The 18552-nt window shown below is 61.8% G+C and carries 19 protein-coding genes; 9 read left to right on the top strand and 10 right to left on the bottom strand.

Features of this window, described 5'->3' with window-relative positions; translation table 11 throughout:
* Positions 1–95 precede the first annotated feature (95 nt).
* The 7 genes from CH291_RS26980 to CH291_RS26075 form a co-directional block, all read right to left on the bottom strand.
* Positions 96–251, bottom strand: a complete 156-nt coding sequence (locus CH291_RS26980) for a hypothetical protein (RefSeq protein WP_179276675.1) — start codon at positions 249–251, stop codon at positions 96–98.
* A gap of 74 nt (positions 252–325) precedes the next feature.
* Entirely contained in the window at positions 326–631 is a 306-nt protein-coding gene (locus tag CH291_RS27350) for a hypothetical protein (protein WP_094689022.1), read from the bottom strand.
* A gap of 196 nt (positions 632–827) precedes the next feature.
* Entirely contained in the window at positions 828–1436 is a 609-nt protein-coding gene (locus CH291_RS26060; RefSeq protein WP_094689023.1) for a hypothetical protein, read from the bottom strand.
* Between the two features lie 397 nt (positions 1437–1833).
* Positions 1834–1998, bottom strand: coding sequence for a hypothetical protein (locus CH291_RS26985; protein WP_179276676.1), 165 nt, complete (start codon positions 1996–1998; stop codon positions 1834–1836).
* Positions 1995–2324 (bottom strand): hypothetical protein, encoded by a 330-nt coding sequence (locus CH291_RS26065; protein WP_032401360.1) that lies wholly within the window; start codon positions 2322–2324, stop codon positions 1995–1997. The genes CH291_RS26985 and CH291_RS26065 overlap by 4 nt, the downstream gene beginning before the upstream one ends.
* Positions 2325–2390: 66 nt before the next feature.
* Positions 2391–2690, bottom strand: a complete 300-nt coding sequence (locus CH291_RS26070) for a hypothetical protein (RefSeq protein WP_032393543.1) — start codon at positions 2688–2690, stop codon at positions 2391–2393.
* 54 nt (positions 2691–2744) lie between these two features.
* Entirely contained in the window at positions 2745–2981 is a 237-nt protein-coding gene (locus CH291_RS26075) for a hypothetical protein (protein ID WP_094689024.1), read from the bottom strand.
* A 564-nt stretch (positions 2982–3545) separates the two neighbouring features.
* Between CH291_RS26075 and CH291_RS26080 the strand changes: the two genes are divergently transcribed.
* From CH291_RS26080 to CH291_RS26100, 6 genes are all read left to right on the top strand, one after another.
* A complete protein-coding gene (locus CH291_RS26080; RefSeq protein WP_094689025.1) occupies positions 3546–4055 on the top strand; it encodes a hypothetical protein in 510 nt (169 codons plus the stop codon).
* Positions 4056–4217: 162 nt separating this feature from the next.
* Positions 4218–4859 (top strand): hypothetical protein, encoded by a 642-nt coding sequence (locus CH291_RS26085; RefSeq protein ID WP_094689026.1) that lies wholly within the window; start codon positions 4218–4220, stop codon positions 4857–4859.
* Between the two features lie 81 nt (positions 4860–4940).
* Positions 4941–5609 carry a hypothetical protein gene (locus tag CH291_RS26090; protein WP_094689027.1) on the top strand — a complete coding sequence of 223 codons (669 nt, stop codon included), beginning with the start codon at positions 4941–4943 and terminating at the stop codon, positions 5607–5609.
* A 217-nt stretch (positions 5610–5826) separates the two neighbouring features.
* Positions 5827–10797, top strand: a complete 4971-nt coding sequence (locus CH291_RS26095; RefSeq protein WP_094689028.1) for a DEAD/DEAH box helicase — start codon at positions 5827–5829, stop codon at positions 10795–10797.
* The gene (locus CH291_RS27305; protein ID WP_256980980.1) at positions 10797–11081 is read left to right on the top strand and encodes a hypothetical protein; all 285 of its coding nucleotides are present in this window, start codon (positions 10797–10799) and stop codon (positions 11079–11081) included. Before CH291_RS26095 ends, CH291_RS27305 begins: the two co-directional genes overlap by 1 nt.
* Complete coding sequence (locus CH291_RS26100; RefSeq protein ID WP_256980981.1) at positions 11063–11728, top strand: DUF4357 domain-containing protein; 666 nt, start codon at positions 11063–11065, stop codon at positions 11726–11728. The genes CH291_RS27305 and CH291_RS26100 overlap by 19 nt, the downstream gene beginning before the upstream one ends.
* 14 nt (positions 11729–11742) lie before the next feature.
* Here CH291_RS26100 and CH291_RS27475 read toward each other — a convergent pair whose 3' ends face one another.
* Positions 11743–11865, bottom strand: a complete 123-nt coding sequence (locus CH291_RS27475) for a helix-turn-helix domain-containing protein (RefSeq protein ID WP_143545977.1) — start codon at positions 11863–11865, stop codon at positions 11743–11745.
* Between the two features lie 24 nt (positions 11866–11889).
* A complete protein-coding gene (locus CH291_RS26110; protein WP_094689029.1) occupies positions 11890–12489 on the bottom strand; it encodes a recombinase family protein in 600 nt (199 codons plus the stop codon).
* Between the two features lie 253 nt (positions 12490–12742).
* On the opposite strand from CH291_RS26110, the gene CH291_RS26115 reads away from it, so the two are divergent.
* From CH291_RS26115 to CH291_RS26125, 3 genes are all read left to right on the top strand, one after another.
* The gene (locus CH291_RS26115) at positions 12743–13648 is read left to right on the top strand and encodes a DUF5677 domain-containing protein (RefSeq protein WP_094689072.1); all 906 of its coding nucleotides are present in this window, start codon (positions 12743–12745) and stop codon (positions 13646–13648) included.
* A 240-nt stretch (positions 13649–13888) separates the two neighbouring features.
* Entirely contained in the window at positions 13889–15814 is a 1926-nt protein-coding gene (locus CH291_RS26120; RefSeq protein ID WP_179276677.1) for an AAA family ATPase, read from the top strand.
* A 796-nt stretch (positions 15815–16610) separates the two neighbouring features.
* On the top strand, positions 16611–17009 hold the full coding sequence (locus CH291_RS26125; RefSeq protein ID WP_094689030.1) for a hypothetical protein: 399 nt from the start codon (positions 16611–16613) through the stop codon (positions 17007–17009).
* A 336-nt stretch (positions 17010–17345) separates the two neighbouring features.
* On the opposite strand, the gene CH291_RS26135 is transcribed toward CH291_RS26125, so the two are convergent.
* Entirely contained in the window at positions 17346–18410 is a 1065-nt protein-coding gene (locus tag CH291_RS26135; RefSeq protein WP_094689032.1) for a GmrSD restriction endonuclease domain-containing protein, read from the bottom strand.
* Positions 18411–18552: the final 142 nt, after the last annotated feature.

Genomic DNA, 18552 nt, shown 5'->3' on the forward strand with positions numbered 1-18552 from the left:
TGTGTTGCAGCTGTTCTAAGGCTGATAAGTAGAAGCACCAGGAGCCGGTGGCCGTTCGCGGTCACCGCGCTTTTGGTTGTAGGGGTTTGGCGAATTCAGGAGTATCGCGCGCGGGGGCCGCGGTCGTTGGCCGTGGCGTTCGGTTCCGGTTGGGGCCGGGCGTTGTTCAGTTCCACGAGTGCGAGGAGTCGTGCTGTGTCCGCTGCGATTTCGGCTGGTAGCGGTGGGCCGGTGAGTGTTCTGATGCGCATAGGGAAAGTATTGCAGTACGTACCGACAGAGTTGTTCTCGCGCAACGCTTTCAGGTCTACTCCCCTCGGTCTGTCTATAGGTAGAGCAGGTGGGTGGCGGTGCCGTCGAAGTGCTCGAGTTTGTCGAGTAGGCCGGTGTAGTTGCCGGGTCGGCACGCTCCGAGGCTGACGATGAGGGCGCATTCGCCGTCGATGGTGACGAGGTACGTCGGTGGGGTGTTGGTGGGGCTGATGTCGGCGTGGGCCTGGGCGTCGAGGAGGGCGTAGCGGACGGCGTCGGCGGCGGCTCGTTTCGCTGCGTCGAGGCTGGGTTCTGCTCCTGCGGTGGTGATGGTTTCGGGTCGGCGGTCGGCGCGGGTGGTGACGGTCCAGGTGATCATCGGTGTTGTGTTCCTTCGGGTGGGTGAGCCGGGCGGCCTGTGATGCGTGGTTCTTCCAGCATCGCGTACCGAGCGCCAGCGAGGTCCGCGATGCGCAGGCATTTTCCGGAATCTGGGGACAGAAGATTCGCCTGTGGATGGAGATGACTCGGCCCCGGAACCGTGTCGGGTCCGGGGCCGGGGGCCTGAGAGCGTCTTAGAGGCGTCGACGCCAGGGTGCAGCCATGTCTTCCTGGTGTTCGCGTTCGGCGTCGTCGAATGCGTCGGTGAGGGTGGTCGGGTCGCTCGTGTACTGGTCGCCGTCGGTGAAGATCGCGACGGCCATGCGGTGCACGTTGCGGAGCTCGTCGAGCATGGTGACGTAGCCGAGGCGGTCGATGATGCGCCAGGTGACCGGTCCCATGTGGACCTCGACCCAGTGCATGGTGCGTCGCCGGGCTGGGACGTACTGCTCGCGTGGGGTGACGGCGGTTTCCGGTGGCGCGATCCATACAACGGACATTGCGGCGCGGGCGTAGTCGTCGCCCGGTCCCCCGGGCTGGGGTGCCTGGTTGTCGATGCGGCCGATGAGGGTTCGGGCGTCGGCGAGTCCGGCGATGAAGGCGTGGACGGCGGCGGCGGAGCGGAAGGTCATCATCAGTCGGTTGAAGGTGACGATCATCTGGGCGTCGTCGGTGGCGGCGGCGTGGACGTTGACCACGGCTTTCTGGCGTCCGACGATGGTGGCGGTGGTGTGGGTGACCACTGCGCCGTAGTTGTCGGTGTCGGTGCTGCTGTGGGCTTTCTGGGCGGTGGTCTTCGGCATCTCGCGCTCCTCTGCTCAACGTGACGAACCTCGGTGGCCCGCCAATTTTTTTGCCGTTCTGGCAGGGGAGAGTTGGACCGGCATGAGGGGGCCGGAGTGCAATGGTCGGGCCGGAAAGTTTTCAGCCGGAGGCGTCTGTGAAAAGTTTCTGGAGCCTTTCGGGCCGGGAGCGCAGCGGACGCCGGCGGTTGCGCGGAGGTCACCGCCGGTCAAAATCGGAAGGCCAGAAGGGGAAAACAAGAATTTTTTTCACAGGACGGAGCGCAGCGGAGTTCGATGCGGTGGACGCCCGCAGGGTGGCCCGGTCCTACGCGAGCCGCCGACCCTTCCCTGCAACAGAGAAGGCCCGCACCCTGTGTCGGGTGCGGGCCTTGTCGGTCTGCGGCTGGTGCCTGTGTCAGGGCTGTTCTGCCGGTGGCGTGGTCGGGCGCCCTTCGGCAGCGTCGCGGATCCACTGGGGTACCTCGAGGCCGTCACGTTCGTACAACGCGACCGATGCCCGTGCTGCGGCCCGTGCGACCTGTGGTCGGGCGGCGTTGGTGCGCTTCTCGGTGGTGGTCATCGTGGGTCCTCCTGCTCGTTCTGGTTGTCAGTGTCCTCGGTTTGTGCCGGTGACGCCAGTGCTCGCCACAACGCCCGGGTCGCGACGGCGCGCAGTACGTCTCGTTCGGTTCGGGTGATGAGCGGCGAGTCGGTCACCGGTGTGTAGATGTCCCAGCCCAGGGCGGCTTCGGCCTCGTTGTCGCTGGTGGTGCGTTCGAGGCACCAGGTGATCCGTTGCCAGGCTTGGGCGCGTTTGTCGGCCACGGTGCGTTGGCGGACGGTCAGGGCGACGCCGACGACGGCGAGGACGCCGACGATCAGGGTGACCCATGCTTGAGCGGGCATCAGGGGCGTTCCTTCCAGGTGGTGCGGGTTGGTGGCCCCGGTGCCGTCTGGCACCGGGGCGGTGGGTTACCGGCGTGAGGTTCCGCGGACGATGTCGCCTTCGATGTAGGTGAATCCGTCTCCGCGGCCGTCACGGAGCGCGAAGTGGTAGTCCGCGTGAATCCAGACGGTATCGAAGTGTCCGGCGTCGGTGAGGGTGCCGAGTAGGTCGCGGTCGGCTCCGTTGGGGAAGAACGCGACTCCGGACGAGGGCGGGTAGTAACGGTTCAGGGTGTCGATCAGGGTTTCGACGCTGCGGCATTCTGCGGCTGCGTCGAGGGCCTTGTCGTAGGTGGTCCAGTAGTCGTCGATGTCGTTGGTGGTCATGGCTTGTGCTCCTCGGTCGGTGCGGTTCGGTTGGGGTGGTGAGCGTGTGCTGGGTCAGTAGTCCTCGTCCCAGTGCTCGCCTGCGTAGGTGGGGTCGAAGTCGGCGGGTGCGTGGGCCGGGTAGCGGCGGCGGATGTCGTCCTCGAGGTCGAGACGGTCTTGCCAGTGCTTGTCGCACCTCGGATGCGATACCCCGGTTCCGGACAGTGCGTCCCGGTATTCGATGTCGCCGGTGCAGTCGGGGCCGTCCGCGATGCAGGTGCTGGAGTCGGTGTTCGTGGTCTCGGTCATAGCTGTTGCTGCCCTTCGGAACTCGTGCCGGGTCGGTGTTGCGTCCTCCCCTGCGTTCTTTCGCCGTCATCTGGCGTGGGGAGAGTAGGCGGCGCACGGGAACGGCGTCCTGCCCCTGGGCCGGGAAGTTTTCAGCCGGAGGCGTTCGTGAAAAGTTTTCGGCGCCCGCAGGGCCGGAGCATCGCGGAGTCAGGGGTGGGTAAGGCGGGCACGGGTGACGCAGACTCGATGGCAGCCAGATGCCCGGAAGAACGATGCTCGTCTACGGTGCGGAGCGCAGCGGAGCTCCACTCAGGGGACACCGCAGGTGGCCGGCACCGCCGGCAGGCGGAATGCGCGACCGCTCGTCGATGTCGTCAGATGGCCACCTTCCACCTGTGGAGCACTTCGGGTAACTGCGCGGGAGCGACGGGGACCGACCACGCTCGATGTCGCGGTAGCGCCAGACGGTGCCTGCTTGCGCAGCATACTTCTGCGTGCACCAGCAGGCCCTACGCGTCAAAGTATAAATAAAACTATCTATAGTTCGTTGCACCAAGCTAGATAGTTTGCTACGGTCTCTGCATGACGACAAACGAAGACACAGTGGCCGTGTTCACCGGCAAAAGCCTCGACTCGATCCTGGGTGAGGGCGGGTCTCAGTCGTGGAAACTGGATGCAGCGCGAGCCAGGAAGTGCCAGTACGTGGTGTGCACGCAGAACGCACACAACGTCGAGGCGTACGCGGACGGCACCGAAGATCACGGCAGCGCCTTCCTGGTCGGGCGGATCTCTCGGATCGTTCCCGCAACGGCCGGCGACCCCGCCCGGTGGAAGATTCAGTTCAGCGAATTCGCCCGGGTCAACGTCCCCGACGTGTGGACAGGTGACCGAAATCCGGTGCGGTACACCACGCTGGACGATCTGGGGATCGACCTGACCGATGCAAAGTTCGAGAAATTCGACGATCAGTCCACGAGCACGCAAGCACCGACGACGGAGGTCGCCGCGTTGACGATCCGGGAAGCGAAGGCCGGTCTGGCGAAGACGTACGACGTCGATGTCGACGCCATCGAGATCGTCATCCGCGGATAGTCGAACGTCTGCCTGACTGTCGCAGGCAGCACCGGAAGGTGTGTCGACTGCCTTACCCTCGCCCGTACGACGAACTGTGGTCGTCGAGGACGAGATCTGTGCAAATAGGTCGGCACTGGCCGGTAACGTCCGCTCTCATCGACCCAGAAGGGATCCACCGCAATGGCGACGACTGACGCAGGCGATATCGAGGTGCTCGTCGAGTACCTCACGGCTGAGATCACTGAGATGCACGCTGCCCCGGACGGATGGCCGGGGCATGTGGAACTGGCGTTGATCGATGCGGTCCTGTCGATCAGAGCGGTCTACGGAGTCTCTGCCGACACGGGCGTACGCGGCGCGATCAAGCGGTACAAGGCCGAGTCCGGCAGGCAAAGTTGGGACGACCTCGGTGTACTGGGCGAAACCGACCCGCAGTGGATTCAGACGGTGCTCGGCAACAAGCAGAAGACCGGAGGTGTGCCGAAGGCTGAGGCGATCATCTCTGCTGCCAGCCGGCTCGCAGCGTCGGGCGCACGCCACGCATCCGACATCGATCGGGACTCGGCAGCGCAGCGAGCCGCGTACTGCGGAACTCGCGGCTTGGGCCCGGTGACGTGGGACTACTTCCTCATGCTGGTCGGCCATGACGGCGTCAAAGCCGACACTCTCGTCACTCGATTCGTGGTGGAGGCGTTGGGTCGCAGACTCGGGAGCGAAGAAGTCTCACGGCTGGTGACCGACGCTGCGAGGCGGATGGACATGCCGGTGTCGGCACTCGACCACTCGATCTGGCGGCACATGAGTAGACCTCGGAAGAGCTAGTTCCGTTCACCTGTCCGATCGAGGGAGAATTTCCATGGCCATCGATTCCGAGTTCATCGGCATCTCGACCCATCGAGTGCGATGCTGCACGACCACCACGGGACCCGGTATGCGGCCGACGTGGCCGAATGCTCGTCGATCGAGCTCACGAACCACCGCGACCCGCTCGTGACAGCACCGAAGACTGGCGACGAGCCCTTCACACAGCAGGGGCAGTCGATCGGATCGGACCTTCGCCAGTTCTGGCGTTGGGCGTGCTCGGATCTCATCGGGAACGCCCAACGCGGTGTTCTCGCCGAATACATTGTCGGACTCGCACTCGGATGCGTAGCCGATGGAGTCCGAGTGGAGTGGGATGCTTCTGATCTACTGACCGAAGGGGGAATTCGCGTCGAGGTGAAATCGTCTGCATACCTGCAAAGTTGGAAGCAGAAGAGGTTGTCGACGATCAGCTTCGGGATCCAGCCGACGAACGGCTGGGACGCGACGACGAACACAATTGCCGCGCAACGGAAGCGGCAGGCCGACGTCTATGTCTTTTGTGTCTTCAAACAGACCGATCGGGCCGCCGCCGACCCGCTCGACCTAGACCAGTGGGACTTCTACGTGGTGTCCACCCAGCGCCTCAACTCCACGTTCGGGGAGCAGAAGTCGATTGTGTTGAGCAGTCTGCTCTCGCACGATCCCGTCGAATGTTCGTTCTCCGGACTCGCCAGTGCTGTCCAGTCTGCGGCGCGCGAACAATCCTGACTTCGACCGTGCAGGCTTCGTGGCGGCACGCCCCTTCGCACTCGAGGATGCGACACCGGAGCTTTACGCGTCTGGGGCTCTACCAGGGAGACTCTGCTGGGCCACGACCTCTTCAGTCACCGAAACGCCGAAGAGTCCTCATGAATGGCGGTTGTCGTCGATGTAAGCGGCATACTCGGTCTGATTGTCCCCGACGTTGAGGTGGTTTCGGTAGGTCATGGCGAGTGTGCACGAGGTTATCGAAGCGTTCCGCGGTGAGCCGTCGAATTCGGAGCGGGGCACCAAGTTCGAGCAGCTGATGGTTCGGTACTTCGAGCTCGATCCGACGCTGTCGCAGCAGTACGAGCAGGTGTGGCGATGGATCGACTGGCCCGACCGTCAAGGTAAGGCCGACACCGGTATCGACCTGGTCGCCCGCGAACGCGACACCGGCGACTACACCGCGATCCAGTGCAAGTTCTACGAACCGACCACCACGTTGAGCAAAGGCGATCTCGACTCGTTCTTCACCGCCTCGGGACAAACATTTCCCACCGACGATGGGGATCGGTCGTTCACCAACCGCGTGATCATCTCCACCACCGACCGCTGGGGGAAGAACGCCGAAGACGCGATCAATCACCAGACCATCCCTGTCCAACGGATCGGTCTGGCCGAGATCGCCGAGGCTCCTATCGACTGGGACATCGCATGGCCGCAGGGTGAGCTGACGGTCGAGTTGAGTGAAGCGGTCCGCAACGAGCCCCGCCCGCACCAGGTCGAGGCAATCGACGCGGTCTTCGCCGGGTTCTCCGCCGGCAACGACCGCGGGAAACTGATCATGGCCTGCGGAACGGGAAAGACGTTCACCGCTCTGAAGATCGCCGAACGCACGGCTGCCGAGGCCGGCGGCAGTGCACGCATCCTGTTCGCGGTCCCTTCCATCTCCTTGCTTTCGCAGACACTGCGAGAGTGGACCGCGCAAACCCAGCTCGACATCCGCGCGTTCGCCGTGTGCTCGGATTCGAAGGTCTCCCGCTCCGCCGAGGACTACAGCACCGTCGACGTCGCGATCCCGGTGACCACCGACCCCGACAACCTCGCATCGCATATGGCGCACCGGAAGCGCTCCAAAGGACTGACCGTGGTGTTCACCACCTACCAGTCCCTGCCGACGGTCGCTGCGGCGCAAGGGCTGGGGGTGGATGCGTTCGATTTGGTGATCTGCGACGAAGCACACCGCACCACCGGCGTCACCGTCGCCGGTGCGGACGAATCGAACTTCGTCCGCGTCCACGACGCCGAGTTCCTGAAAGCGTCACGGCGGCTGTACATGACGGCCACGCCCCGAATCTTCGACGACGCAGTCAAGGAGAAGGCCGCCGACCACTCCGCCGAGCTGTCGTCCATGGACGATGTCGACATCTTCGGGCCGGAGCTGCACCGCTTGTCCTTCGGTGACGCCGTCGAACGGGGGCTGCTCACCGACTACAAGGTCATCGTGCTCACCGTCGACGAGGACCTCGTCGCCGCCCCTATGCAGAAACAGCTCGCCGGAACCTACTCCGAACTCCAACTCGACGACGCCTCCAAGATCGTCGGCTGCTGGAACGGTCTCGCCAAACGCGCAGGCCGCTCCCCCGACGGAGACGGGTTCGCTATCGGCGCACCTCCGATGAAGCGGGCCGTCGCGTTCGCCAAAGACATCGCCGCCTCCAAGCAGGTCGCCGAAGTGTTCCCCGACGTCGTCGACGCCTACCGCGCCCTCCTCGACGAAAACGAGAACGACGGCGAACAGGTCGACGCCACCAACCGAGACCTCGTCGTCTCCGCACGCCACGTCGACGGCACATTCAACGCTCTCAAGCGCAACGAGCAACTGTCCTGGCTCAAAGCACCCGTCCCCGAGGGTGAATGCCGCATCCTGTCCAACGCACGCTGCCTGTCCGAGGGCGTCGACGTCCCGGCCCTCGATGCCGTGTTGTTCCTGCACCCCCGCAACTCCGTCGTCGACGTCGTCCAATCCGTAGGCCGCGTCATGCGCCTCTCCCCCGGCAAGGACTACGGGTACATCATCCTGCCCGTCGCCGTGCCCGCCGGAGTGTCACCGTCGCAGGCCCTTTCCGACAACCGCCGCTTCAAGGTGGTGTGGCAGGTCCTCAACGCCTTACGGGCGCATGATGATCGGTTCAACGCGATGGTCAACTCCATCGCCCTCAACGCCACCACCAAGCAAGCCAAGGCCGGTCAGGGTAATGATCGTCTCCTCGGCGGGCACATCGGCCCGACCACCGACTCCGATGAAACGATCGGCGACGGACACCCCACCCCGGACACGGATCCGAAGCCTGACAACGGCGAAGGTGGGAGCGGTGGGGTGGCGTCGCAGATGGCGTTGTTCGCACTCTCGGAGTGGCAGGAGGCAATCTATGCCCGCATCGTCGACAAGGTCGGCACCCGCGTCTACTGGGAACAGTGGGCCGCCGACGTCGCCGACATCGCTGCCGCCCAGATCGCCCGCATCAACGCTCTCCTCACCGGTGCCTCCCCGGAGACAGCCGAGCAGTTCGAGAAGTTCCTCACCGGGCTACGTGACAACCTCAACGACTCCATCAGCCGCGACGACGCGATCAGCATGCTCAGCCAACACCTCATCACCAAACCTGTGTTCGATGCGCTGTTCGCCGGCCACGACTTCGCCGCGCACAACCCGGTCTCGATTGTCATGCAGCAGATGCTCGACACTCTCGGCGACGCCAATCTTGAGTCGGAGACCACCGGTCTCGACTCGTTCTACGACTCGGTGCGCATCCGGGCCTCGGAAGTGACCAGCGCCGAAGGCAAACAGCAGGTCATCGCCGAGTTGTACGAACGGTTCTTCCGTGTCGCGTTCAAGAAGCAGTCCGATGCCCTGGGCATCGTCTACACCCCGGTCGAGATCGTCGACTTCATCCTCCGCGCCGCAGACCACGTGTCGAAGGAACATTTCGGCAAGGGGCTCACCGACACCGGAGTCCATATCCTCGACCCGTTCACCGGCACGGGCACCTTCCTCACCCGACTTCTGCAATCCGGGCTGATACTCCCGGACGACATGGCGCGCAAGTATCGGGAAGAATTGCACGCCAACGAGATAATGCTCCTTGCGTACTACATCGCTGCCGTCAATATCGAGACCACCTACCACGCGTTGACGACCCCGAGCGGTGAGGAAGGTCGGTACGAGTCGTTCGAGGGGGTCGTCCTCGCCGACACGTTCCAAATCACCGAAGACGGTGACACGATGGACTCGGTCATGTTCCCTCAGAACAACAATCGGATCGTCAAACAGCTCGGGGTGCCGATCAACGTGGTCGTCGGGAACCCGCCGTACTCGGTGGGTCAGGGCAGCGCCAACGACAATAACGCCAACATGACATACCCCACCCTCGACGCCCGCATCGCCGCGACGTATGCCGCGCGGTCGACAGGAACGAACAAGAACAGCCTCTACGACTCTTACTATCGCGCTTTTCGGTGGGCCACCGACCGCGTCGGCGACACCGGAATCGTCGCGTTCGTCTCCAACGGCGGTTGGATCGACTCAAACAGCGGCGATGGTGTCCGTTTGAGCTTTGCAGACGAATTTGCGCACCTCTGGATCTATAACTTGCGCGGCAACATGAGAAAGCCCAATTGGAAAGAGGAAGGCGGACAAATTTTCGGCGCAGGTTCGCAGGCCACCATCGCGGTGTTCGTCGGCGTTAAAGACCCCGCCCACACCGGGCCGGTGCTAATCCATTACCGCGATATCGGCGACTACCTCGACCGCAACGCGAAACTCCGCCTTATCGACAACAGCACCCTAGACACCACCGACTGGCGCACCATCGAACCAAACACGGACGGCGACTGGATCAGCCAACGCGACACCACCTTCGGCACCTGGCCGGCCATCGGCGATCGACATCAGTCACCGGGTACCCGTGTTTTCGCGCGGTATTCGGCCGGCCTTCAAACCAATCGCGATGCGTGGGTGTATGACTACTCGCGCGCCGACCTCGAGCAGAACGTCCGTCGGCTGATCGTCAACTACAACGCGCAGCTCGCGCCGTTTGCAGCGTTCTGCGCCAGTCATAGCATCACGAGACCACGCGAAGCGGACGTCACAACGTTCCTCGGTTCTACCCCCACTGCAGCGGCGGGTGATCACATCAAATGGTCACGCAGCTTACGCACCCATCTGGCCCGCGGCCGCACAATCAAGCTGAGCGAGCACGGCTTCCGCGCATCGAGCTACAGGCCGTTCAACCGGCAGAACACCTACTTCGATCAATATCTGAACCACGAGCGGTCGCAGCTCCCGTCGATGTTCCCGACACCCCACCACGACAACTACGGCTTCTATGCAATTGGGGTGGGAGCAACGGCAGACTTCTCACTTTTGGCGACAAGCGGGATTCCTGACGTTCAGTTGCTAGGCGCAGGACAGAATGGTCAATATTTTCCTCGTTTTACCTTCGAAAAGGTCCATGCTGCCGACGCAGGTGGGTTCGACTTCAGCTCGACAGCTTCCGATTCCGGTGCCGACGAGTGGGGATATCGACGAATAGACAACATCACCGGCGAAATCCTGTCGGTGTACCAGGCTGCGCTCGGCAAACCCGTTACGAAGGATCAGATCTTTTGGTCGGTGTACGGGCAACTGCACGTCCCGGCCTACCGGGAGAGCTACGCGTCGGATCTGAAGAAGATGCTCCCCCACATCCCTACCCCGGGCTCGCTGGAGCGGTTCACGCAGCTCGCCGCCGCCGGCGAGGAGCTCGGTGCGCTCCACATGGGGTACGAGGGCGTCGAGCCGTACCCGCTCGAGGTGTCACTCAAGTCTGGCGTTAATGGGAGCGATCGCGAGACGTGGCGGGTTCAGAGGATGAAGTGGCGCAGCAAAGACGACCACTCCGCGATCGTCTACAACTCGAAGGTCACCATCACCGGAATTCCACCCGAAGCCGAGGAGTACATGCTCGGGTCGAGGTCAGCACTGGCATGGATCATCGACCGCTACCAGGTCAAGACCGATAAACCATCGGGCATTATGAACGATCCGAATCTGTGGTGCGACGAACACGACAACCCTACTTACATAGTTGAACTGATCAAGAAAGTCACCACCGTCGCCGTCGAAACGATGCGCATCATTCGTGAACTCGACATCGAGAAGGCTGCCTGATGGTCCGGGCTCAGACCATCCAGATCTATCTACCCGGTGGGGATCCCGTCGGCATTCGGGTCGCGAGCCTGACCACCAGGACGGTCCGCGTCTTCGACATCCCACGATCGCTGCTGAGCGAATTTGCGAAGCTACCGGCATCGACGCAGGTCGGGGTGTACTACCTGTTCGGAGGTAGTGACGACGAACGGACCGCATACATCGGCCAGACAGGGAACGTCGGCAAACGCCTAGGTGAGCACGGCGATAAAACTGGACCCGCGCGATGGTTGCAGTGTCGTTGACCAACGAATGGACATCCACGCACGTCTCCTACCTGGAGTGGCTGTCGATCCGAACCGCCCAACGCGCAGATCGGTACACGCTGACCAACGGCAACGATGCGAGCAACCCGTTCACACCAGCACCGCTCGAGGCAGACTGCCACGAATTTTTGGACACGATTTCCGTCCTGCTGACCACCCTCGGTGCACCGATCCTCGATTCGATCCGTCCAACGGAGGGTGAATCCAGACCAGGTGACGAATCACCAAACGAGGGTCTCTTCTTCCGTGAGTCCGGATGCGACGCGCAGGGGTATCTGACTCCCGAAGGTATTGTCGTGCAACGCGGTTCCCGTGGGCGACCGGACCTGCGTGGTGCAGCTACCGAGCGTGTCAGAGCTACCCGCGAATCGCTCATTACCAGCGGCCGCGCGGCGATCGAAGATGGCGCTTTCGTATTTCGCGACGACGAGCTCTTCGACAGTCCATCCGCTGCCGGCGCAGTACTCGTCGGTGGAAGCAACAACGGACGTATCAGCTGGAAGAACGACACCGGCGAAGATCTGAACGTACTTGAGGCCCGTGATCTAGCCCGCGCTCAGGCGCAGCGCGAGGCGGCACCGGCGAGTGATTCCGTCGAGGTCGGAGCGGGAGTGCCAACCGCGTAGCTGTCCCCTCAGCTCTAGGATTGCGCAAAATGGCGGTACAGGGTTCGCCGACTCACTCCGAGGATTTCAGCTATGTCGCCGATAGTGCTGCCCTGGTTGCGCATTCGGGTGGCTTCACGTTTCTTGGCAGTCGACAGTGCGGGTGGCCGAAGTGGACTGCACTACTCACCTCTCGCGACTGCTAGAGCGTCTCGTTCTTCCCTGGCGAGGGTGAGGTTGCTGTAGAGCGCGGATCGTTTCAATCCGGTGTTCTTGCAGAGTGTTTCGATCTTGAACTGACGAGTTTCGTACACCTGAAGCAGATAGGCCCGCTCTTCCTGGGTAAGCGTATGGGGCCGTCCTTTCATCTTGCCGGCGGCTGCGGCCGCGGCGATGGCGTCGCGCGTGCGGGCTCGGATCAGGTCGGACTCGAATTCGGCCATCAGACCGAGCATGCCGATGAACATTTTGCCCATGGGATCCGCTGGGTCGTAAACCTTGCCGTCGATCAATAGTGCTACTCCCCTAGCGGCGAGGCGGTTCACGGTTTCGTGGAGGTCTCCGGCTGATCGGGAGAGTCGGTCGAGTTTGGTGACGCAGAATTCGTCGCCTTCGCGGCTGGCGTTGATGGCGTTTTCGAGTCCGGGACGTTTTGCCTGACGGCCGCTGACTGCATGGTCGATATAGACCCGGTCGCGTTCGACACCGATCTTGGCGAGCAGTCCAATTTGGACGGAGGTGTCCTGTCTGGCGGTGCTGCACCGCGCGTACCCGATTTTCATACCCCTCCGGCCTGCTGGACTCGATCTGTCCGGTAGAGACTACGGGAAGCTGGACCAATCGAGTGGACACTTCCAGCGGACGGTTTGGCCGAGAGAACGTCGCGGTCAATCACTCTCAGTGGCCCGTTCGCATTCGTCCGGTATGACGATGGTCAAAATGCACACCCGAACCCGCAGGGAGCGACTCAGAGCGCACAGATGAATCGGCCGATGTCGGATGCAGCGATAGCAGCCCACTGGCAGCATGAGCTCCATGTCTGTGACCGAAGGCAACGGGCCCGTTGATCGCTCCACGTCTCTAATTGAACGGATCGAGGCGGTGGAAGAGTTCGCTGAGGTCACAGGTCGTTTGCTGGTTGTGGGTGACATGAAGTGGGCTGACATGGAGGCAGACTTTCGTCTGCTCGCCATCAACAATGCGCTTCGTCGCCAGCAAGAGACGATGCAAGCTGCTGTTCTGCTTGCCCGGCAGGATTTGGGTCACTTAGCGGTGGCCTTCGTTCGCGCCTCGCTTGAGGACGTAATGTACCTGGAGTTCTTCTTGTCGCTCGACTTAGACGACTCGCAGAAGCTGTTCACGTTGCTCGGCATCTGGGATTCTCTGCGGTCACTTATCGCGCAGCGCAACTACATCGGCGATGAGGAGATGGCACAACTTTGGTACCCCAAGGCGTTCCTCGACTCAAGGATCGCCGACAAGGAGAAGATCAAGACCGAGTTGAAAGCTCTGCAGAAACAGTACAAATGGAGCGGAGGAATGTTGCCCTCTGGCGACTGGATCGCAGATCGGGCTGGCAAGCAGGGGCTGTACGACTACCTGCATGCGGCCACCAGCCGCGCGCTCCACTTCTCGGCCGGAGAGATCTTGCGCCGGGGTTGGGGGCAACCCTCTGGAAAGCTGTCCACGGACAAAGCTGAGTTCAGGGATCACCTCGCGCACTTTGCTCTCGATCAACTTTGGCGGCTTCATCTAGAGACATGGCAAGCAAGCGAGCCGCTGCTCGAGGCGTCGGGGATCAGCAGCGACGAAGAGCTAACCTTCGACGTGATCAAGCCGGCCCTCGACCGTCTTGGAGCAGCCGGCAAAGTTCCACTAGTCCACGCGCGCGAGTGGAACCTGACTCCAGACGGACCGCTTGATCTTGAAGGACGAGGTTGAACTCCATCTGTCTCGACCGCGATCGGCCAGCCCACTTGCCGCGAACATTCATCCAATATCACCATGGTCAAAACGCATACCTACACGCGCAGGTGGCCGCTGAGACCTATACGTTGGAAATTTGTCATGATGCGGACCGCCGGGCGTGGGGGTTTTAGCGAGAGTCGAACCCGAATGTCGGCCCCACCCGATAACGTCACCACCACATCCACGTCATATTTCTGATTGATCGGGGGACTCGTGAAGCTCACATCGGCACAGTTGCGCAGGTACCGAAGCATCGAAGACGCAGGGGTGCTTGACGTCGAGGGTGATGTGACGTGCCTGGTCGGCAAAAACGAGTCCGGAAAAACGGCAGTTCTTCAAGCGATGTACAAATCGCATCCCATCAGCGCAGCCCCGTTCGATGAAGGCTTGGACTTCCCTAGCCGCTTGACCCGCGAACGTCGAAGGACCGAGGACGCGATCCCGGTGTCTGTGCTTACGTACTCACTAGATGCCGATGATGTCGCCGCCGTTGAGGAAGCGTTCGGGGTGGGCGTCCTCACCGGCAAGACAATCACAGTTACCACTGGATACCGATACAGCGGCAGCACGTGGGCGGTCTCGCACAAGGAGAGCGCCGCCGTCGACCACCTGCGCACAGGCCTAGAGCTGCCGCCGACCACCCAGACCAAAGTGGACAGTGCCACCGGCATCAAAGAGCTAGTTGCAGCACTGGAAGAGATGGAGGCACCCACAGCTGCAGTCACAGAAGTTGTAACGACAATACAGTCGTGGCGCAAACGACGACTGGTTCTCGCGATCATCGACGTTTTGGAAGGTCGTCGACCTAAGTTCGTCTACTTCGGCGACTACGATTCGATGCCAGGCAAAGTTGCGATCCCCGACCTAATGCGGAAACGTGACGACCAAACACTCTCCCGCGGAGAGCAAGCTGTTCTCGCGCTGCTGGACATGGCCAGCGTCGGTCTCGAAGAATTTCAAGACCCCGAATCACACGAACACCTGATCCGCGACTTGGAGAACGCCTCTAACAGCATCAGCAGCGAAGTGTTCGAATATTGGACCCAGAATACCGAACTCGCAGTCCGACTAGAAATCATCGGACGCGCAGAGTCCGGGGCCATGGCCCCGTTCAACGAGCCGCCACTCCTCCAAATCCGCGTCGTGAACAAGCGCCACGATGTCAGCGTGCCGTTTGACGAACGTTCACGCGGATTCGTCTGGTTCTTCTCGTTCTTGGCCTACTTCACCCACCTTGAGGAGAACTCAAGACAACCCCTGATACTTCTCCTCGACGAACCGGGCCTTAATCTCCACGCGACCGCCCAGGCCGACTTGCTCCGATTCATCGACGAGCGGCTCGCTCCCTCTCATCAAGTGCTGTTCTCCACGCACTCACCGTTCATGGTTGACGCGCATAAATTTGGCCGGGTTCGGACGGTCACTGACGACCGACAACGTGGCACGCTGGTGTCTTCGAACATCCTGCACGCGGACGCCGAGACAGCCTTTCCGTTGCATGCGGCTCTCGGCATCGAACTGAGCCAGACACTTTTCGTGGGACCTAACGTGCTGCTAGTAGAGGGCCCCGGCGACGTGCTCTACCTAGAAGTGCTGTCTCAGACCCTCAAAGCCGCCGGCAGGGTAGGACTGGATGACAGGCTCGTCGTTACGCCTGCAGGAGGCATTGCCAAGTTGCCCGCCTTCGTCACTCTGCTCGGTGCCAACAAGCTCAATACCATCGTGCTGGTCGATTCATCGAGCACCGACGTAGCCCCAATAGCTCGGCTAAAAGAGGCAGGCAGGCTAGGAACGGGTGGTCTTGTGCGGATCGGTGACACCGTCGGAGAGCCCGACGCCGACATAGAAGATCTATTTGAGCCGGGTTTCTACATCGACCTCATCAACGACGCCTACCAAGGACAGCTGAGTGCCGCGAAACTGATGGTCAAAGACCTGCCGGACGACAAGCGCCTTGTGCGCCGTGTGGAACGCGCTTTCGCCGACAGGGCGATCAACAAAGGTCGACTTAACCACTACTCGCCGGCCGCGGTTCTCAATAGAAGTCAAGCCAAATACGTCCCAAAATTAAGCGAAAAGACCCTTACCCGCTTCGAAGAGCTCTTTGCGGCGATCAACGCTCACGTCAAGACGGACTGAGCAACGAGTTTGCGCAGCAGCACAGGCGCGCCCGGCCGTTATCCATCAGCTCTGTGAGGTCATCGGCGTCCACGCGCACACCGCCCGTGCGATATGTCGATGGTCAAAACGCACACCCAAACCCGCAGGAAGCCGCTCAACCCGGACCCGCGAGACAAATCGCGATGAGCCTGCCGAGGTGATCTCAAGAAGCCCGCGCCGTGCGAGAGACCGTGGAGTGCGGTTTCCGAGGCGGACGATTGACGGCACGCTACCGACGCGGCCTGTTTATGCACAACCCGACCAGTGCCCCCCGACGTCGATGACTGCCACGCTTCTGCTGTTGGCCGCCATTGGCAGAGTTGCAGCGGTCCGCGAGTAATCTGCAACGGAAATCCCGTGAGGAGAGGAAGCCCTATAAATGGAACCGCCACCAGGGTCGGGTTCGCTAAACCCCAAAACCGGTCGATACGAATCAGGCGAATGCTACTGGGACGGTCGCACCTGGCGGCGGATAGACGACCAGAAACATAAGAAGCCGCACAAGTGGCCGTTGACGACGCCTCAGTCAGTGGTTGCAGGTGCTGCGTTGGTAAGCGTGCTCCTCCTAGGAGTCGCTCTCGGCAACGCCGACAATGATGAGAACTCTACGCGCGCCATTCAGACGACCACACGCACGCTTCCGCCTTCGCCCCCGGGAGGTTCGGCTCCGAGTGGTGCCGAACGAGCGACCACCGTCCCAACCGTATCGCCCTCACCGGCCGCTGCGGTAACGACAGATCCGAACGCGGCTGCAATCGAAGCAAATCGCGTTGCTATGGATTCTCAACAGGCAGCGGCCGACGCTCAAGCAACACGGCTGGACCGACAAACTTACCCAGCAATTGGCGAACGCGAATTCGGCGTGTTGGTCCGCGATCCAGATGCCGAACGGGGAAGAAGAGTTGTCGTGTACGGGTATGTGACCCAGTTTGACTCGGTCACCGGGACCTCTATGTTTCGGGCAGACACCTCTGCAGTGGAAGGCAACCAGTGGTACGAGTTCGACCACAACACCATAGTGAACTTCGATCCGGTCATTGGACGCGAAATCATTGATGGCGATGTGGTGACGCTCTACGCAGAGGTCGCCGGAAGTCGGAGCTATGAAACCACATTGGGCACGAGCGAAACCGCGTTAGTACTCAAGGCCAACATGATTGACATCACGGGATAGCAACGGCCTCTCCGACTGGACGATTGATTACGAAGATGAGTGGCATGTCGGGGCATGTTGCGCAGGACTCGACCGCAAAAGTGTCGTCGAGCCGCGCGATCAGGTTGGGCGCGATGCGAGAGTGCCAATTGTTGATGGCGTTGGCGAATCGATCCCACAATCCGTTCGCCGAGGGACCGATGTGCTCTCGGTCAGAGTAGCTGTCCGATGCACCCATTCGGTCGCGTGCGGTTGTCACGATGCCGAGCTCGATATGGACGCGGTGCGCACTCGCGTTCGGCGATGGTTGTCAGGGCAACGCACACCCACCACAGTTGCCCCTGACGTGTGTCGTCGTCACTCGCAGCCGACGCCGTCTCCGTCACCGTCGAACTCGGTACTGAATCCGGGGTCTCCGACTCGGATGGGGGCTGCACCGGCGGCGCGAACTGCGGCGCAGTTCGCGTAGATCACGCTCGCCAGCGCCGGTGCCATACCCACCGGCGCTGGCGCAGCGGGTTGCTGAGCTGGTGTCAACGCGGGCGCTGACTCGGCGGGGCGGATTGAGGCGGTAGCGCCGCACTCCCCGAGTATGCGAACGATGGCATCGTGTTCGGGCGGGGTGACCCAAAGTCCGTACGCGGCTTTGACCTCGACCTGCCGTGAGACGTAGGTACACCGGTACGGCTTGTTGCTCGGCAGCCATGTCGCGGCATCGCCGTCGCCTTTCTGCTGATTCGCCGGGCCGTCCACGGCCTGCAGATTGCGCGGGTCGTTCGCCAGATTCCGCAACGTGAGCTCGTCAAGCTGCTGCGCACCTGTCTGCCAGGCGTTGCTCAGAGCAACGACGTGATCGACCTGCACGGTCATCGAGGTATCGGCACCACGGATGAAGTCGATGGTGGCCCCGGTGTATTCGTCAACCAGGGTGCCTGTTTGTATTGCGCATCCGTTGGATCCCAGTTTCACAGTGATTGCGGTGAGATCCCGTCGAAGTACGTCGTTGCGGGTGTCGCAGCCGTTGCGGCCGTACTCAACGGTTACGTTGTCGGTCCAGGCCTGCCCGAACAGGTCCCGGTCGTAGCCGGTCTTCGGGGCTCGCCCCTTGATCGGCACGGTTGCCAGCATAGTCAGGGCTGTTTGTGCGCTGTCCGCGTTGGTGACCACCGCCGCGGCAGGTACGGATGGATCCACCGGTTCGGGTATGGCCGGCGGATCGACCGGAAGCGTGGGCGTGGCCTCGGTAGTAGCCGCTTCGCGTGAGATGTCGATTGTCGTATCGGCGGCCGACGACGCAGCATCGGTTTGCGACGTTGCGTCCCTCTCCCCCGACGGATCCACGCAACCGACGACGAGCAGACCGGACAATGCCACTCCGGCGATCCACGGCCACGTCCGCACACTCTTCGATGCGGATGACATAGGCGGCGAATAGCCGGAAAAAGACACAGTGGTGCTCCAGGATCGTTGGTGAACGAGTCAGGCGACATCGTAGTTGGGCAGCTGATCAGCAACCGACGCAGTGGAATCATTCGGCGACTGCTACCGTTTCGCAGTTTCGAGT

Source organism: Rhodococcus sp. 14-1411-2a (genome assembly GCF_002259485.1).
GTDB lineage: Bacteria > Actinomycetota > Actinomycetes > Mycobacteriales > Mycobacteriaceae > Rhodococcoides.

What these genes read in the sequence shown, in the direction of transcription:
- CH291_RS26080 (WP_094689025.1), top strand. Translation starts at nt 3,546, where the DNA reads ATGACGACAAACGAAGACACAGTGGCCGTGTTCACCGGCAAAAGCCTC.
- CH291_RS26065 (WP_032401360.1), bottom strand. Translation starts at nt 2,324, where the DNA reads ATGCCCGCTCAAGCATGGGTCACCCTGATCGTCGGCGTCCTCGCCGTC.
- CH291_RS26070 (WP_032393543.1), bottom strand. Translation starts at nt 2,690, where the DNA reads ATGACCACCAACGACATCGACGACTACTGGACCACCTACGACAAGGCC.
- CH291_RS26060 (WP_094689023.1), bottom strand. Translation starts at nt 1,436, where the DNA reads ATGCCGAAGACCACCGCCCAGAAAGCCCACAGCAGCACCGACACCGAC.
- CH291_RS26985 (WP_179276676.1), bottom strand. Translation starts at nt 1,998, where the DNA reads ATGACCACCACCGAGAAGCGCACCAACGCCGCCCGACCACAGGTCGCA.
- CH291_RS26980 (WP_179276675.1), bottom strand. Translation starts at nt 251, where the DNA reads ATGCGCATCAGAACACTCACCGGCCCACCGCTACCAGCCGAAATCGCA.
- CH291_RS26100 (WP_256980981.1), top strand. Translation starts at nt 11,063, where the DNA reads ATGGTTGCAGTGTCGTTGACCAACGAATGGACATCCACGCACGTCTCC.
- CH291_RS27305 (WP_256980980.1), top strand. Translation starts at nt 10,797, where the DNA reads ATGGTCCGGGCTCAGACCATCCAGATCTATCTACCCGGTGGGGATCCC.
- CH291_RS26075 (WP_094689024.1), bottom strand. Translation starts at nt 2,981, where the DNA reads ATGACCGAGACCACGAACACCGACTCCAGCACCTGCATCGCGGACGGC.
- CH291_RS26135 (WP_094689032.1), bottom strand. Translation starts at nt 18,410, where the DNA reads ATGTCATCCGCATCGAAGAGTGTGCGGACGTGGCCGTGGATCGCCGGA.
- CH291_RS27350 (WP_094689022.1), bottom strand. Translation starts at nt 631, where the DNA reads ATGATCACCTGGACCGTCACCACCCGCGCCGACCGCCGACCCGAAACC.
- CH291_RS26115 (WP_094689072.1), top strand. Translation starts at nt 12,743, where the DNA reads ATGTCTGTGACCGAAGGCAACGGGCCCGTTGATCGCTCCACGTCTCTA.
- CH291_RS26090 (WP_094689027.1), top strand. Translation starts at nt 4,941, where the DNA reads ATGCTGCACGACCACCACGGGACCCGGTATGCGGCCGACGTGGCCGAA.
- CH291_RS26125 (WP_094689030.1), top strand. Translation starts at nt 16,611, where the DNA reads ATGGATTCTCAACAGGCAGCGGCCGACGCTCAAGCAACACGGCTGGAC.
- CH291_RS26110 (WP_094689029.1), bottom strand. Translation starts at nt 12,489, where the DNA reads ATGAAAATCGGGTACGCGCGGTGCAGCACCGCCAGACAGGACACCTCC.
- CH291_RS26095 (WP_094689028.1), top strand. Translation starts at nt 5,827, where the DNA reads ATGGCGAGTGTGCACGAGGTTATCGAAGCGTTCCGCGGTGAGCCGTCG.
- CH291_RS26085 (WP_094689026.1), top strand. Translation starts at nt 4,218, where the DNA reads ATGGCGACGACTGACGCAGGCGATATCGAGGTGCTCGTCGAGTACCTC.